Source organism: Bartonella sp. B1099 (assembly GCF_944801835.1).
Taxonomy (GTDB): Bacteria; Pseudomonadota; Alphaproteobacteria; order Rhizobiales; family Rhizobiaceae; genus Bartonella.
In genome coordinates this window covers 391348-408571 of sequence record NZ_CALYLN010000002.1, presented here as the reverse complement: position 1 = coordinate 408571, position 17224 = coordinate 391348, and the positions used below count along the sequence as shown (strand labels likewise).

Sequence of the window (17224 nt, the reverse complement as noted above, 5' to 3'; positions counted from 1 at the left end):
ATTCTATCGCCATTAAAAACAAAATTTGGATTTATAATAACGTCCTTGCCGCAATGTTTTTGCAGTGATTTGAGCTTTTTCTAGCTCATTAATTCCTCTTTTAAAAGTTGCAATGCTAAGTCTTAATGGTTGTTCTGATATTGTTTGAGAGTTTAAGAAATCCTCTAGAATGAAGCTATCCAAATCTACTTCATCTTTCGATAGCGCTAGATTTTGAACCGCCCATAACAAAACTCGGAAAGCTTTAATTCCTGCTGATGACAGTTCAAAAGTTAAACCAATATTGTCCGTAAACAGTTTAACAAACTGCTCACCATCCACCTTTTTGAAGGTGTTTACATGGGTACCATGCATTTCTCTAGTATTTTGATTTACCAAAATATTAAAATATTATTATCTCGTCCTAAACGAGATAATCTAATTGGTTTTCCTTTTACAGGAATAGTCATGTTATCCAAAAATGGATTTGTTTTGTAGCGAGCCAAGCTCATATTCCACCTCTAAAATGATCTACAGAATTCATTTTATGCTTGCATGCTCCAAGCAGGGTTCCGCTATAAAGATGAAGAGGTAGCAAGAGCGGGAGGGCCATGTTATACTTTTAGAGCTGAAAACCTTTCCATTTGTCGTCCAGATGCAGTCATCCCCCAGCGCAGCGTCAAGAAGCGCTTAACCAGTCCGTTTTGTAAAAAATATAAAAATAGCCGTAAATGCCAACCTTAAGTTTTGCTGTTTTTGGAAATTACAATCCCCACCTCCATGTGTTCCCATGTTTGTGCGAGATTGTTTTCTCAACCAACTATCCCGACGCTATTTATCTATGGGAGCTATAAATGTAGGTGCAACAATTTATAAAAATATCTATTTTAATTGTAATTAAAATATTGAGAGTAATTATAACCATAACATTGATAGAATATGATTTTAGTAGTAATTTTACTGTCTTTTTGATACAATACCGAATGGCATAATCATCGGAAAAAGATAAATGATAATAAAGAGTGAGAATGTCTATCATTGTTTTGGAAATGAAAACGCAGCATGTAAAATAATTTATAGATTGTTTCGTGATATTAAAATTATTCAAGGATAGGAAAATGAAGCAGATTTTAAAATTATTAAGCGGGATAACCTTATTTGTTATGGCTGGGTGTTACCCAGAACAGCCTTCGCGAACGGCTGTAGATACATGGGAAAAGTCTGGTGCAGATCAACTTGAGGTTAAAAAAGCTTTGTTGGAGTGTGGAATACAGTATCTGGATGGGCGTCTTAATACAGACAAAAGTATGAATGAGCGATTCAATGAAGAGGAAACTGTCAGTGTATGCATGATACAAGCGGGTTTTCAGGATAAAGTGGGAAGGGTGAAATGGTGTGAGAAAGAGAAATATGAAAATCTTCCAATTTGTCAACCTGATGCTGTTATTCCTCAGCGAAGTGTAGAGAGGCGTTTGAATAGTCCACATTGTGAAGAGCACAAAGAACAACCCGAATGTCAGCCTTAAGTTGAGGTTGCTATAATCAAATCCTCATATTTCTTATTCTCGCAGGGGGGGCGAGGCGAGATTGCTTTTTCGATGTACGATCTCTATGCTCTCTAAAGTTGTTTTAGGTACGAGAAAAAAATATCGAAATTATTAAGTGCTATAGTTTTATAAAATTCTGCTGGATGTGTTAGCAAACTTCCTCCATTGACGCTGACATTATGGGAAAGCCCAGTGTTAATAAGTCTGTGGTCTAACAAGTATTGTCAAAATGTGGCTGAAAACCAATCTATGCTTCTTCTGAAAATATGGATTTGCGTGCAAATGAGTTTACTGCAGTTTATGAGTGCATGACTAAAGCAGGTTATCGGTACAAATTGCAAGATTTAAAGGGAATTTATTTTTCATCAGTGCCGAGAAAGTGATTCATTTTTAGTTAATTTAATGGTAGCGGGACAGGTTATGGACAATGATACTTTTGCTTTAACCAATTCGACAAAGCAAGAGCGAGATTTGATGTTACGACTTGAGAATGATAAAAAATGCCAGAAAATAAAAAAAAGCTCTGAAAAAGTGAAATTTTCATCTTTAAAGCAATAATTGAATGAAATATTATGGAGAAGCGAGAGAAAATACAGTTCTTTTACCTCTTGATATAGTGATATTCATCGGCTTTGAGAGTGCAATAGTGTTATTGTCAGATGATAATATCGGGGAATATTTAGAAATTTATTTTGATATAAAAAGTGGCAAAAAATGGTTTTGCTAAAATATCAGCTTTAATAATAAGCAGATTGCTTTCACAGAACTGATTTTGATAAAATTTTATGCAAGTGGTTTTTATGTAAATAGTTTTTCATTTTATGATCTATTTTGAGATGATATTTTTTAAAGTATTTCATTAATTCATTCAAATCATGGATGGTAGGACATTAAGAGAAGTTTTTTTGTTTATTCAATTTTTTTCTAGATAGCTGGCAGTTTTAATGTAGAAATTATGTACATTAGCTTACATCTCAGTGTGCGTTTCCTCGGACTTTTGTTGTGGTTAAAAAATAATGCGGTTATAGATTTTACTGTATCTCATCGCGTGATATTTTATTAATATATTTTGATCATTTTAATCTTAAAAATTATTCTCATTTCGTTGTATTTTTATTTTTGGAAAATGAGATAAATTGAATATTATATCTCCTTAAAGTTTACATTTCGGCGCGTTTTTTTGAGATTAATTTTCTGGTGCTTTGTGCCATAGCTCTCAGCATTGGGGGGGTGAATCTTTAAAGAGATTGCCATCTTCAATGATATTTTTAAATTTTTTGTTCTTTCTTTACATAAAATACAAAACATATTATAAAATGCTATCATTTATCATAAAAAACAAAATAACTTTGTTTATTTTGTTCTTATTGTGTTTAATTTGTTGTTTATTGTTTTGCCCGCATTTTTTTGTTTTTGTTGAAAAAAGAAAGTTTTGAAAAGCAATGATAATCAAGGTATTTCATAATCGCTTGTATTCGTGCGTTTTTACAGCAGCTATTTTTTCTTTTTTGTTAAACACAAATATTAAGGCACATTCTCGCTCACTTGTATCACTGTCATGTGATGAAAGCAAATTACCTTATGAATGCAGTGATGGTGCAAAGCATACAATTAGTGATAAAATATATAAATTCACGGCACCTGTTCAACCAAAGAGTGAGGAGGGGATTCTAACTTTGCCTGCTGCTATAGGTGTACAGGAGCTTAATACAGTTATTCAGGCAATGCGTATAGAGGTTGAAGGTACTGCGGGTATAGAAGATATTTATGGGGCTGTTGTATCACGAGGAGGAAAAATTGTCTTGAGCGATTCAGCTTTTAAAAATGTGTCAATAGGTCTTAAAGCTGATCGTGGAATAATTGAGGTCAATCATGGAATAATTGAAGCTACTCAGGTTGCTGCTTATGCAGAGAAGGTAGGAGCATCTGTTAGGTTGACGAATACAAAAATTAAAGTGGAAGGTCAGGGGATTGGTCAAGAGAGTGCTCTTTTCGTTACGGCTGATGCGGATATTCAGATGAAAGGTGGATTTATTGATGTGAATGATGCCGCTGCGCTTTATGTGGGGAGAGGGGGGCGTGCAACTTTAGATGGTGTTACCATTACTTCAAAACGTCAGAAAACAAAAGATAGAGAAAATACAAATGAAAAAATTGCGCATACAGTTTTGAATGTGAAACAGCAGGGCTCTGTTTATTTAAAAAATACGAATATTGTTTCTACGGATGTTCGTGTTTTAACAGTTGGACAGGATTTTAACACACAATCTGGTGTCGGCTGGGGAGAAAATATTTTAATTTCGCGGGTTAATATTGAAGATACAACGATTAAGGTAATAGGAAACAAGCATGGTATGCATTTTGAAACGGGAGGAGAGACTAATGCGTACGAACAGGGACTTGTTTTTTTGAAAAGGACGGTTTTTGAAGTTCCAGCTGGAACAGCTATTCATAGTCATAACAGTCAGAGTTATATTGCTGTAACAGAAGGCACTAAAATTTCTGGTGATTTATTATTAACAGCTGAAAAAGGGGGGGCTGTCGCGATTTTGGCTGATTCTTCTTCATTGATAGGAGGGACTCGTGTTGCCGATGATTCTATTGCTGAGCTTTATTTGACAAAAGGATCAAAATGGTTTTTGACAAGAAGAAGAGAGATAGATTCGCACGTTGCAAATCATACGAGTTCATTTATTTCATTTGTAAAACTTTCTGATAGTTTTATTGCTTTTGAAAAGCCAATGTTTCACATGTATCAGACACTTTATATTGGAAAGGGAGAGAAAGAAGTTTATAGTGCGCAAGATAGTGCGGATATTTATCTCAATACCTATCTCGGGCGTGATGGGTTGCTTGATAATAAAAAGACTGATCGGCTTTTGATACAGGGTGATGTTTCTGGAAAAACGACAGTTTATGTGCAATTTATTGTAGGAAATCAGGGAGAAATGGCAACGGGTGAAAATGCTCAGAGTATTTCACTTATTCAGGTTTCTGGAAAAGCAACAGAGGATTCTTTTCAGTTAAATCGTGCTTATATTGCAGTAGAGGGTTTGCCTTACCAATATTATCTTCATGCCTATGGTCCAGATTCTTCTCTTGGACAAGCACAAACTTCTCAAAGATTGGTGGAGGGAGAGGGAGATTTTTGGGATTTCCGCCTTGAAAGTAAATATATTCAGCCTGCTTTAGGGGGGGCTAATCTTCCTCATTCTAAGTTAAAGATCAGAGAAGTTGTTCCACAAGTTCCGACCTATCTTCTGTTACAAAATGCTTTGTTTCATGTTGGACTCATGGATATTAGTAATCAACAAAAGCAGTTGCAAGCTACGCGGTCTATTTCTCGTAAGTTGTTAAAAGTTAAAGAGAATTTTGCATTATCTGTTTATGGTTACGGTGGGAGTTATCGTTATGTCACAGATTTGTCTCTCCTTGAATATGGGTACGATGGGAATGTTGATTATAACGCTATAGAAACAGATATTTTACTCAAAACAATAGAGAGGGCATATAGTACGATATCTTTTGGGATTATGGGAACTTATGGAAAGCTTTCCTTACAACCTCGTAACGTGGAACAAAGTCAAAAGAGTCCGTTTAATAAATGGACATTTACGGCATACGGTAGTGTGGAACACAATACGGGTTTTTATGGAGATGGTCTTTTATCTTATGGTTTGTTTAAAGGCGATGTGCTTACTCATGCTTGGGGTAAGACGGCGACATTAAAAGTAAATCCTCTGAGCGTTTCGTTGTCTGCTGGTAAAGTGTTTATGATAGGACAGGAAGGTCTTCTTTTTGATCCGCAGATTCAGCTTATTTATCAACATCTTCAATTTGATAAGTTTCGTGATATTGATGGAGTTGATGTTGAGATAAAAAAAGCAGATCAATGGTTGATGCGTATTGGAGGGTATTTAAGTAAAACATTTACGGCATATGAAAAGGATCGTATTATTTCTTTAAATGGCAATATTCATCTTGCCCATCATTTTGGTGAAAAACAATTTGTTCATCTAAAAGATGTTTTCCAGTTAGGGGCTTTTGGTTCTTCTTTAGAAGCAGGTTTGGGGATTAATGCACAATTTTCTTCTAAAGTTACACTTCATAGTAATCTTAGCTATCAGCATAAGCTAACCAAGGCAGGCTTTTCTGGCGTTCGTTTTTCTGGTGGATTGCGTTATCATTTTTAATAAATCTTTTTTAAAAATAATCCATGTGTTTTCATAAATATGAAGGGACCACTTTGATTTAAATTTTTTATCTGCTTGATAGGGGGCTCAAATGCTTTAAAAAATTTGTCAATGAAACTCTAAATCTGCTTGTGTTTTTTGGACTACAAATATATGAGATGCATCCGTCATTAGCTTTTTAAAATAGCAACACTGTTATCCTATTATGCTTTAAAACACCGTTGTTTAAGGAGGTGAATATCAAGTATAACAGGAAGGAGTATTGATTTTTAATTGGGGGCTTTTGCTGTTAAGTAAAGAAGGGTGATGCGTAAAATGCACAGCTTCATATTTCCACTTCGCTTTATAGACTATAAGAAGCATTTTAAAAGCATGTGAGTGTGTGTAAATACCTCTCTTTTAGAGGGAGAGTGTGCAAAGTTATGGATCAATTATCACTATCAAATTCAACATCTCCTTTAAGGAGAAGGCTTTTGCGAAGTTTTAGGTAATCGCATTGTGATTTTGCCTGTATTGATAAGATTCATATCAACATTAAGAGTAAGTAGAAATATCTCTATCAGGGTGTTTAAATATCGGTTTTCCATGTAATACTTAAGGTATCATCAAGCCATTTATGGTAATCGCGTGCTTCTTGATCTGAGGCATGAACAGAGAAAATAAAACCAGGATATCCACCAAATGCTGGTGGAGGTGGTGAGATATGATCAGTTTCAAAGAAAATTATTGTTCTGGCGGTTTGAGGATGTTGTTCAACCTTATCGAGACCTGAAAATCCACAGAAGCGTCCATATCCATGAAGAGGAATAATGTAATTTGCAGCCACTTTTTTAGCTGGGAGTATATTAGGAAGGTCGGGGTTTTGTTCAGCTAAAGCGGCATTCATACAAAATTTTGCAAATGAAACCCCTGTGCCTTGCTCCACAATAAAATGGGAGACACCCGATCCACCAATACGAGCACCGATCTCAATGATATAAGGCAAGTTATTGGCATCTAGGCGTAGCTCTACATGGGCAGCACCCATATTTATACCAAGAGCTTTCACCCCAGAGCATGCAACCTCACATAAAGCAATAACGAGAGGATCATCTAGATCACAGCGTTGACGATAAATTGTTTCTTCAAACCATGGCCCTTCAGGTTGTCCTTTGTCACCAACCGCTAGAACATGTACACCTGCTGTATCAACAAAACATTCTACGACAAACTCTTTTCCTGACAAATACTGTTCAACAACTAAACCTAAAGGTTTATTTGCATCGTTAAAACGTGCCATGTCTTTATGCTGAACATTCCATACCGCTTTAATGAGATCAGGAAGTTCGGTGGAATTTTTAGCTAACATTACGCCTGTACTTGCCCATCCAGAGATGGGTTTAATGACGAGCGGATAGTCTAAGGCATGCGCTTGTGATAGGTCTTCTGGATTATCTATATAAAGAAATCTTGGTGTTCTAAGCCCTGCTTTAGCAAAAGCTTGACGCATGAGATATTTATTTCGGGTTAATGCCGCTACTTCTGGTTCAATACTTGGAGCATTGATTTTTTTGGCAGCCAAAGCGGTCCATAGAATGGCTTCTTCACGCAGGGTCATAACTCCACGAATATTGCGTTCTTTGACACCTGATGCAAAAGCGTCTAGAGCTGCCTCTGGATTATCAAAAATAGGAAGTTGCCAAGTTGAAGTGACTGCTGCAGGGAGCTGAATAGGAGCGCTTTCAGCGGTATCATAGATCATGACTAATTCGATATTAGCGGCTTGTGCTGCTTCAAATATAAAGGGTAGTTTTGCATTGCGTTGGCAAACTAATGCGAGTTTTTTCATTTTATTTCCTCATTAAATTTGGAATTTTGGGAATGGCGTTTCTGTTGCCATTTAGATACCTTTGATGCATCTATAAATAAGAGTGACATCCCTATAACAGCCATCATCATGGCAATTATTTTGATCATATTGAGAGAAGGGCTCGAGCCGATGATCCATTCACATGCAACCACTGCAAAAGGAGATAATACACCAATAGTGTTGGCATATAATACGCCTCCCTCAGCGAGAACTTTTTGGTACAATACGTAAACGGGTGCCGAGCAAACAGTTGCTAAAATCAATATTTTCAATATATCTTCTAACTTAAGATAGAAGAGTGGGGTGGGATCAAAAATGAATAATGGCATAAACGATGCTGCAGAAATTGTCGTGATCCAAGCCAATGAGGTGAGCAAAGGCAAATTTTTAAGATAACGTTTAGATAATAAACCATATGTAGACTAAGAAAGCGCTGCTATTAAAGCAAGAGCTATTCCTATTAGGCTGTAAGATTCACCCTCTATATTGTTTATATTGAATGCTATCGCTGCTACACTGACAATGATCATACCGATAAGCTTGAACCATGAGAACATAAGGCACTTCGTCAGAGTCCCCAATAGATAGGTAATTCCTGGAATAGTGGCTAAAACCATGGTTAAATCACTGGCTTTGAGTGATTTTAATGCACCAAAACTGCAGATAAAATATAGCGAAAATCCTAACACCGATAGAATTAAAAAAGAAGGTATCATTGAAAGCAAGGGAAGGGATCTGAAAACAGCTTTCTCACGAAAGACTGCCATCAACCATAAGGTAGCAGCAGTCGCACACAACCTCAGTCCAACCGCATGCATGACAGGTATATTGCTCACCAAATTCTTAGATAATAACCAACTTATGGAAAACAATGCGAGAATGGCAAAGGTAAATAAGAATAACCGTCCTTTTAAGAAATTCAACGATTTAATCCCCCAATAACGCGCTGTGCATAATGTGATGTTGAAAAATTAAATCGTGACTGTGAGGTTTTCGGTTTTCCAAGATTATTTTGGATATAATCCTTAGCCCCTGCCAAATAAGCGTCATCATCTAATGTTTCAAGTGCTTCTATATCTGCAATTACCAGCGATATTACTTGCTTAAGATGCTTTAAGTCAAATTGAATATAATCTTGAATCGTTTTAATCAATGTTTGTTTCGAATTAATATTTCTAAAGGCAAGGTATAAGAAAACAAATTCTTTTAAAAATTATTCTAACAACTGTTTTTAGAATATATGGAGAAGATGATTGTTTTGTTTGTTCAATAAAGGATATATTTTAAAATCAGATTTGGATGGGTGAGATCTTTTTTCTTTTTGTAAGATAGGTAAAAAATCAATTTAAATCTTAAATAAGATATATAGCGCTTTGAAAACAAGTCATTTTTTTTGAAATATCAGAGGTAAAACAATATGCGTGAAATTTTGAATTATTTTGATAGTCCCTTGAATAAAAATAGTTCTGTCCAAAAAACTCAAAATCTTTCATGCCAACCTCATCCTAAACGGTTTTATAAGCAAGTAAAAATTACTTGTGAGGAGGGAGGCTTTACGATCTTATTAGATGAACGTCCCGTTAAAACACCTGCAAAGCGTCACTTTCTTGTGCCAACGAAAGTGTTTGCTGAATTCATTGCTCAGGAATTCGAAAGCCAAAAGAATGTCGTTGATCCAGCAACAATGCCGATGACGCGTCTGGTTAATACTGTTATTGATGGTATCGCTGATGATATGCAGGCTGTTTTTGAAGATTTATTGCGTTTTGTTGCTTGTGATATGATCTTTTATCGTGCACAAACCCCTAAAGAGTTGGTGCAAAAACAATCTGAGCAATGGGATCCTTTATTGGATTGGGCAGAAGAAAAATTAGGCGCACGCTTTTATTTGACAGAAGGGCTGATGCATGCGGAACAATCACCAGAAGCCATTCAAGCCGTGAGTCATTATTTGCGTCGCGTTGAGTCTCCTTATATGCTTGCTGCACTTCATACGATGACAACCTTAACAGGATCTGCTCTTATTGCTTTTGCGGTTGCTGCGGGACAAATTGATTCGGACTATGCTTGGTCTATTGCCCATTTAGATGAAGATTGGATGATGGAACAATGGGGAACGGATAAGGAAGCAATGGTGTGTCGTGCTCATAAAAAAGTTGAATTCAAAGCTGCTGCTACCATTGTTACAACTTGTTTATAAGTTTTTTTTTCAGTGTGTCTTTATTCCCATTACAGTATTTTTGTAATTTTTAGAGGGTTGATTTTAATTTTTTCAAGTCCAGGAAATGCCTCAGTTGTTATGTTTAAGAGCGCTTCTTCATTCCCATGAATAAAATACCATTGGGAATGGTCAAATAGGGCGATAATCTCAGTTTGAATAGAGCATTTTTGCCCAGAATTTGTTGTCGTTACAAACTCTACCGGTATAACAAAATAAGGAATGCCATTATCAAGTTTGCCCTCACGTTTTTGTTTTTGGTCAATATGGATACTTTCAATCTTATAATTTTCTGCTAACTGTTCAATTTGGCTTTTCATGATTTGCCGAAATTGTGATTGACTAAGATTTTTTTGAGCGGTTAAGCTGTTGATGATTTTGGGAGGGATAGCATTTAAAATAACATTCGCATCGGCGTTTTGAAGTGCTTGACTGTAAGCTAATATCTCTTCTTCAAAGAGACGAAATATTGGGTTTTTCATGGGACTCGCTTGCGCTATCGGTGCGATAGTGATCATGTATAAAAAAACGGGAACGAGTAAACAAATTCGCAGCATTAGAAACCTTATTAATTAATTTGAAAAAATCCAAAATGATTATAAAGGAAAAGCAGATGAGAAAAAAGCTTCTTATGCTCTGGCATGAGGCGGATATCCACAAAAATGGAGGCTTTCGCCTCCATTTTAAAAATCAAAAGAATACGTACTGATTGTTTAAACAGAATAGTACATATCAAATTCAACAGGATGAGGCGTTGTTTCGTAACGCAAGACTTCTTGCATCTTTACTTGAATAAAGGAATTAATCTGATCATCATCAAAAACATCGCCCATTTTTAGAAAGCTACGATCTTTGTCGAGTGCTTCAAGTGCTTCACGCAGACTTCCCGAAACGGTAGGGATTTCTTTAAGTTCTTTTAAGGGAAGATCATAAAGATCTTTATCCATAGCATGTCCAGGGTGAATTTTGTTTTTGATGCCATCAAGACCAGCCATTAAAAGGGCTGCAAATGCTAAATAGGGATTTGCTGTTGGGTCTGGAAAACGAACTTCTACACGTTTTGAATTTGGCGAAGAACTCATTGGAATACGGCAAGATGCAGAACGATTACGTGCCGAATAGGCAAGAAGGACAGGAGCTTCATAACCAGGAACCAAGCGCTTGTAAGAGTTTGTGGATGGATTGGTAAAGGCATTGACTGCTTTTGCGTGCTTAATAACACCACCAATAAAAAATAAACATGTTTCTGAGAGTCCGGCATATTCATTTCCCGCAAAAATGGGTTTTCCATCTTTCCAAATGGACATATGGACATGCATTCCTGAGCCATTGTCACCAAAAATAGGCTTTGGCATAAAAGTTGCTGTTTTCCCATAACTGTTTGCTATTTGATGCACAACATATTTAAAAATTTGCATCTTATCAGCCTCGCGAACAAGCGTATCAAAACGAATCCCCAATTCATGTTGACCGGCTGCTACTTCATGATGGTGTTTTTCAACCTGCACGCCCATATCTTTGAGTGCTGTGAGCATTTCAGAACGCATATCTTGGCAGGAATCAATCGGTGGAACAGGAAGATAGCCTCCCTTCATTCGTGGGCGATGTCCTAGATTGCCTGTTTCATATTCTGTATCATCATTAGAAGGAAGTTCACTTGAATCGAGTTTAAATCCTGTATTGTAAGGGTCTGTTTTATAGCGCACATCATCAAAGATAAAAAACTCTGCTTCTGGACCTATATTGATTGTATCTCCAATACCTAAAGATTTCATATAAACCTCAGCCCTTTTGGCGATAGAACGAGGATCTCTACGATAAAACTCACCAGAAACAGGGTCAAGGATGTCACAAAATATGACCAAAGTAGACTGAGCAAAAAAAGGATCAATATGCGCTGTTTTGGGATCAGGCATTAAAACCATGTCAGATTCATTAATTGTTTTCCAACCAGCAATTGAAGAACCATCAAACATAACACCATCACTAAAGGTATCTTCGCTGATCTCTGCAATATCCATTGTAATGTGATGCAATTTTCCTCGTGGATCAGTAAAACGTAAATCAACAAAACGGATTTCGTTGTCTGCAATCTGTTTGATAATATCTGATGCGGTTGTCATATTCAATTTCCTTAATATGGCGTTGAGGGTAATAAAGGTGAATTGTTCGTTGTTTATTAAAGAGCATCGATCCCAGTTTCGTCAGTGCCTATACGAATGACATCATCAATGGAAAAGACAAATATCTTTCCATCTCCTATATGTTTTGTTTGAGCTGCTTTGCGTATTGCATCAACAGTTTGTTCCAGTTTTTCATCGGATACAACAATTTCAATCTTTACTTTAGGGAGAAAGTCAACAACATATTTCGTACCACGATAAAGTTCTGTATGTTCCTTTTGACGACCAAAACCTTTTGCTTCTGTTACTGTAATACCATGTAATCCAATTTTTTGAAGCGCTTCTTTTACTTCATCAAGTTTGAAAGGTTTTATAATGGCTTCAATTTTTTTCATGCTGAAATTATCTCCAACGTTATTTTGTCTTTTTAGACTGGATCACATTATATTGACAACTCTAAGATGTCCAACAGATACTTTGTGCACAAAAACTCGAAAACAATGATACTCTATGCTCTTGAAGGAGAGTTTTTTGTAGAATAAAGCGCAATGCTGTTGTTTTGGAAAAAAATCTTACAATTCTTTGTATAGAATTAAGATAATAATATAATAAGAGAGTTTTTACTTTTTTATTGAATAATACATTGACTTATAAAGATAAGTAAACGTTTCTCATATTGAATGAGAAACTTTAATCGCGTGAGATTTTCTCATTTTAGATCTTTTTATCATCAATCAATTAAAACAATATCTTTATATATCCTAATCGTATGAGTGTGCGGATAAAAACGGTTAAGAGAGAAATAAAATGCCGATAATGTATGACATTTCAAATGTAAGGGCTTTGAGGTAGCAATGGAGAGTAGCAAATATTGGTAAATATCATGATAGCGACGATTTATCCTGCCATAAGCATAAAGATGCTGGTGTACAATAATCGATGTATCAAAATGCCATTTCAGGGGATGTCGTGAAATGGGCTTTAGAGCATTGAGAAATATTTTTTTTTAAATAGGCGTCTGGAATTGGCAACGCAAATTATTCCGTTTGGGGTGTTCCATCCCTTCGAAGAGCCTGATCTTATTAAAGAACGTGATAAACAAAAGTGTAAAGCGATGTTCAATCTGCATTATAAGATCTTGCTGTGGATGCTTTTGAAAATCGTCAAGATCAAGATGAATTAAAAGGAGATGGAAAAGATGAAAACTTTTTTATATCCTTAAGACTTTGTATTCTTCCCAAATTAGACTGTCTGGTCGTTTCAGATATAAACAAACAGGAAAAAGATACGCCATTATGCGCGCGTTCCTATTGATAATACGAAAACCGAAACAGCTTATAAAGCGCTAAAAAACGTTTCAGTCTTTGTTTTAAACATGCTGCTGCACTGGCATAAGACAAATAATTTACAGGCAACAATAAAAAGTACAGGCTTTATTCGTATGCTGTATTTTCAAGGGTAAGCCTTTTTAAGAGTTGGAATTGTAGAAAGATTGGCGCCGTAAAACATCTTTTAGAAATTTTCCCGTATAGGAAGCGGGAACCTTAATAATGTCTTCAGGACGTCCAATTGCAACGATTTCACCCCCACGATCTCCACCTTCTGGGCCTAAATCAATAATCCAGTCGGCTGTCTTGATAACGTCAAGGTTATGTTCAATGACGATGACAGTATTGCCTTGCTCGACTAGTTCATGGAGAACTTCAAGAAGTTTAGAAATATCATGAAAATGTAAACCTGTTGTCGGTTCATCCAAAATATAAAGTGTACGTCCCGTTGTTTTTCGTGAAAGTTCTTTTGCAAGCTTGACACGTTGTGCTTCTCCACCAGAAAGCGTGGTCGCTTGCTGCCCTACTTTTATGTAACCCAATCCTACTTTCATGAGGGTTTCCATTTTACGATGAATAGCCGGAACAGCGTGGAAAAATTCCTCAGCCTTTTCGATTGTCATATCCAAAATATCGGCGATAGATTGTCCTTTGAATTTTATTTCTAGTGTTTCTCGATTATAGCGCTTTCCTTTACAGACATCGCAAGTTACATAGACATCCGGTAAAAAGTGCATTTCAATTTTGATGACTCCATCACCTTGGCAGGCTTCGCAGCGTCCTCCTTTAACATTAAATGAAAAACGTCCCGCTTTATAACCACGGGCTTTTGATTCTGGAAGTTCGGCAAACCAGTCACGAATCGGTGTAAAAGCCCCTGTATAGGTTGCGGGATTAGAGCGTGGGGTGCGCCCAATGGGGGATTGGTTGATATCAATGACTTTATCAAGAAATTCTAAGCCTTCAATTTTATCATAGCTGGCAGGACTGTGATGACTACCCATGATCTGATGGGATGCTGCTTTAAAAAGCGTTTCAATAAGAAATGTTGATTTTCCTCCTCCAGAAACACCGGTGATGCATGTGAAGGTTTCAAGAGGGATATTTGCACTGATATTTTTAAGGTTATTGCCTTTGGCGCCGATGACTTTAAGGGTTTTCGATTTTGATATTTTGCGTCGCTCTGTCGGTAGTCTAATCGCCATTTTTCCTGAAAGATATTGGCCTGTGAGAGAAGCTGGATTCTCTATAATTTCTTGTGGTGTTCCTTGCGCTATGATTTCACCACCATGAATGCCTGCCGCAGGGCCCATGTCGACAACATGATCTGCTGTGCGAATGGCATCTTCATCATGTTCAACGACAATGACTGTATTACCAAGATCGCGTAAATGGCGCAGCATTTCCAAAAGACGTTCATTATCGCGTTGATGTAAACCGATAGATGGTTCGTCTAAAATATAAAGGACTCCTGTAAGACCAGAACCAATCTGGGAAGCTAGTCGAATGCGCTGACTTTCTCCCCCTGAAAGTGTCCCTGAATTTCGAGATAAGGTGAGATATTCCAATCCTACATGATTTAAAAAAGCTAAGCGTTCGCGAATTTCTTTTAAAATACGTACCGCAATATTGCGTTGTTTTTCCGTGAGATATTGATGAATATTGGCAAACCAATCATCTGCTTTGAGAATAGAAAGATCTGATATTTGCCCAATATGCATCCCATGGATTTTTACAGCGAGTGCCTCTGGTTTTAAACGATAACCGTGACAGGCTGGACAAGGGGAAGAAGACATATAACGCTCAATTTCTTCACGCGACCAAGCAGAGTCAGTTTCCTTCCAGCGTCTCTCCATATTGGGGATGACTCCTTCAAAAGGTTGAGTCATTTTATGTGAACCAGAATTATTTTTGTAGATAAAAGAAATTTCATTTCTTTTTGTACCGTAGAGAATAGCTTGTTGTGCTTCATGAGAGAGTTCACACCACTGATTTGTGAGTTTGAAATCGTAAGTTTTTCCTAATGCTTCTAAGGTTTGGCTATAATAAAGTGAATCTGATTTAGCCCAAGGTGCAATGGCTCCGTCTTTTAAGGTAAGATTTTTATTGGGGACAACTTTTATTGGGTCTATTGCCTTTTTGATTCCCAGTCCATCGCAGAGAGGACAGGCTCCAAAAGGATTATTGAACGAAAAAAGGCGTGGTTCAATTTCAGGGATAGAAAAACCTGATACAGGACAGGAAAACTTTTCTGAAAAAAGAAGCCGTTTATGTGTGTCATTTTTTGACTTATGAGCTGATTCCTTTGTCGTTTCTTTTTGTGCCAAGGGTTGGTCAGCCATTTCAGCAATGGCAAGTCCATTTGCTAGCTGTAAACAGGTTTCTATACTATCCGCTAAGCGAGAGGTGATATCTTTGTTGACAACAATACGGTCTACCACGACATCGATGTCATGTTTATATTTTTTATCAAGAGGTGGAATATCAGGGATTTCATAGAAATCTCCATCGACTTTAGCGCGTTGAAATCCTTTTCTTAAAAGTTCTGTGAGCTCTTTTTTATATTCTCCCTTTCGTCCTCTCACCAAGGGGGCCATAATAAAAATTCGCGTTCCTTCTGGTAAGGCCATAATTTGATCAACCATTTGGCTTACCGTTTGACTTTCAATGGGACGTCCTGTCGCAGGGGAATGAGGAATACCAATACGAGCAAAGAGGAGACGCATATAGTCGTGGATTTCAGTGACGGTACCGACTGTTGAACGCGGGTTGCGGCTGGTGGTTTTTTGTTCAATGGAGATGGCTGGAGAAAGGCCGTCTATGCGATCAACGTCGGGTTTTTGCATGACTTCGAGAAATTGGCGTGCATAAGCCGAAAGGCTTTCGACATAGCGGCGTTGTCCTTCAGCGTAAATTGTATCAAAAGCTAAAGATGATTTTCCTGATCCAGAAAGTCCTGTTATAACAATGAGTTGACCACGAGGAAGATCGAGATCAATATTTTTAAGGTTATGCTCACGTGCACCGCGAATGGAGATATATTTTTGATGAGTCATATTTTATCCTTAGCATATGTGACAAAAATTGAGCCTCTAAAATGGAATAAAACTGTTTTTTTAGAATTACAACGTGTTTGGCTGCTTTAACGTAGAAAGAATGTATAATTTTATGAAAAGAAAATACAAATAAGCAGCTTTTTATTCTCTAGTGATGGAATAAACTATGCGTCGTTATCATATTTTGTTATAATTACACGGATCCAATATTGGGAAAGGATAACAATATCCGTATTGAAGGTCAATTACAGGCGTGCAAATTGAAGGTCAAGATGGTTATAACTGTTCTATAACAGTATTTTACGAATTAAAATTTTGGAGTTTATGCGATGGCTGGTAGCCTTAATAAAGTTATTTTGATTGGTAATCTCGGGTCAGATCCCGAAATCCGCCGTTTGAATTCTGGAGATCAAGTGGCAAATTTGCGTATTGCTACTTCAGAAAGTTGGCGTGATCGGAATACAAATGAGCGAAAAGAACGCACTGAGTGGCATAATATTGTTATTTTTAATGAGAACCTTGTCAAAATTGCAGAGCAATATTTAAAAAAAGGCAGCAAAATTTATATTGAGGGACAGTTACAGACACGGAAATGGCAAGATCAAAATGGAAATGATCGTTATACAACGGAGGTTGTTTTGCAAAAATACCGTGGTGAATTACAAATGCTTGATGGGCGTGGGGGAGCTAGTGGGGAGCAAGGAGCAAGTCAAGGGGGCAGTTACAGTGGTGGCTTTGCGGATAGTAGCTCAAATCAGAGAAATACTTTTGGTCAAAATAATAGCCAAATGGGAGAAAGTTTTTCTCACAAATTAGATGATGACGTTCCTTTCTAAGAGCCTTTAAATTTTAAAGTATTACGATTTCTTTATGGTTTGTTTGTTTTAGATTTTTGGAGTTTAGCGAAGTGGAAATTGTTTAATTAGGGGTA

General features: G+C 36.9%; 13 protein-coding genes and 2 pseudogenes. 6 read left to right on the top strand and 9 right to left on the bottom strand.

Translation table 11 applies throughout. From position 1 onward, the window contains the following. Positions 1–12: 12 nt before the first annotated feature. The gene (locus tag NNJ73_RS08195) at positions 13–354 is read right to left on the bottom strand and encodes a hypothetical protein (protein ID WP_254493624.1); all 342 of its coding nucleotides are present in this window, start codon (positions 352–354) and stop codon (positions 13–15) included. A gap of 165 nt (positions 355–519) precedes the next feature. Here NNJ73_RS08195 and NNJ73_RS08190 point away from each other — a divergent pair. The 3 genes and pseudogenes from NNJ73_RS08190 to NNJ73_RS08175 form a co-directional block, all read left to right on the top strand. Next, a pseudogene (locus NNJ73_RS08190) lies at positions 520–723 on the top strand (hypothetical protein); the annotation flags it as partial. Between the two features lie 374 nt (positions 724–1097). Further along, a complete protein-coding gene (locus NNJ73_RS08185) occupies positions 1098–1505 on the top strand; it encodes a hypothetical protein (RefSeq protein WP_254493623.1) in 408 nt (135 codons plus the stop codon). 1463 nt (positions 1506–2968) lie between these two features. Beyond that, positions 2969–5719, top strand: coding sequence for an autotransporter outer membrane beta-barrel domain-containing protein (locus NNJ73_RS08175; protein WP_254493622.1), 2751 nt, complete (start codon positions 2969–2971; stop codon positions 5717–5719). Positions 5720–6287: 568 nt separating this feature from the next. Here NNJ73_RS08175 and NNJ73_RS08170 read toward each other — a convergent pair. The 4 genes and pseudogenes from NNJ73_RS08170 to NNJ73_RS08155 all read right to left on the bottom strand — a co-directional run bounded on the left by NNJ73_RS08170 (position 6288) and on the right by NNJ73_RS08155 (position 8721). Beyond that, the gene (locus NNJ73_RS08170; protein WP_254493621.1) at positions 6288–7547 is read right to left on the bottom strand and encodes an acetyl-CoA carboxylase biotin carboxylase subunit family protein; all 1260 of its coding nucleotides are present in this window, start codon (positions 7545–7547) and stop codon (positions 6288–6290) included. Continuing rightward, positions 7544–7978: pseudogene (locus NNJ73_RS08165) on the bottom strand (EamA family transporter); the annotation flags it as partial. The pseudogene NNJ73_RS08165 and the gene NNJ73_RS08170, both read right to left, overlap by 4 nt. A gap of 12 nt (positions 7979–7990) precedes the next feature. Further along, positions 7991–8404 (bottom strand): EamA family transporter, encoded by a 414-nt coding sequence (locus tag NNJ73_RS08160; RefSeq protein WP_254493700.1) that lies wholly within the window; start codon positions 8402–8404, stop codon positions 7991–7993. A gap of 83 nt (positions 8405–8487) precedes the next feature. Next, a complete protein-coding gene (locus NNJ73_RS08155) occupies positions 8488–8721 on the bottom strand; it encodes a hypothetical protein (RefSeq protein WP_254493619.1) in 234 nt (77 codons plus the stop codon). A 264-nt stretch (positions 8722–8985) separates the two neighbouring features. Between NNJ73_RS08155 and NNJ73_RS08150 the strand changes: the two genes are divergently transcribed. Then, complete coding sequence (locus NNJ73_RS08150; RefSeq protein WP_254493618.1) at positions 8986–9768, top strand: ATP12 family chaperone protein; 783 nt, start codon at positions 8986–8988, stop codon at positions 9766–9768. A gap of 29 nt (positions 9769–9797) precedes the next feature. Here the strand turns inward: NNJ73_RS08150 and NNJ73_RS08145 are convergent, their stop codons facing one another. The 3 genes from NNJ73_RS08145 to NNJ73_RS08135 form a co-directional block, all read right to left on the bottom strand. Further along, positions 9798–10343, bottom strand: a complete 546-nt coding sequence (locus tag NNJ73_RS08145; RefSeq protein WP_254493617.1) for a hypothetical protein — start codon at positions 10341–10343, stop codon at positions 9798–9800. Between the two features lie 156 nt (positions 10344–10499). Beyond that, positions 10500–11909, bottom strand: coding sequence for a type I glutamate--ammonia ligase (gene glnA, locus NNJ73_RS08140; protein ID WP_254493616.1), 1410 nt, complete (start codon positions 11907–11909; stop codon positions 10500–10502). A 56-nt stretch (positions 11910–11965) separates the two neighbouring features. Continuing rightward, on the bottom strand, positions 11966–12304 hold the full coding sequence (locus NNJ73_RS08135; RefSeq protein WP_254493615.1) for a P-II family nitrogen regulator: 339 nt from the start codon (positions 12302–12304) through the stop codon (positions 11966–11968). A gap of 748 nt (positions 12305–13052) precedes the next feature. On the opposite strand from NNJ73_RS08135, the gene NNJ73_RS08130 reads away from it, so the two are divergent. Next, complete coding sequence (locus tag NNJ73_RS08130; protein WP_254493614.1) at positions 13053–13223, top strand: hypothetical protein; 171 nt, start codon at positions 13053–13055, stop codon at positions 13221–13223. Between the two features lie 154 nt (positions 13224–13377). Here the strand turns inward: NNJ73_RS08130 and uvrA are convergent, their stop codons facing one another. After that, on the bottom strand, positions 13378–16293 hold the full coding sequence (gene uvrA / locus NNJ73_RS08125) for an excinuclease ABC subunit UvrA (protein ID WP_254493613.1): 2916 nt from the start codon (positions 16291–16293) through the stop codon (positions 13378–13380). 329 nt (positions 16294–16622) lie between these two features. On the opposite strand from uvrA, the gene ssb reads away from it, so the two are divergent. Continuing rightward, the gene (gene ssb, locus NNJ73_RS08120; RefSeq protein WP_254474180.1) at positions 16623–17129 is read left to right on the top strand and encodes a single-stranded DNA-binding protein; all 507 of its coding nucleotides are present in this window, start codon (positions 16623–16625) and stop codon (positions 17127–17129) included. The last annotated feature ends 95 nt before the right edge of the window (positions 17130–17224 follow it).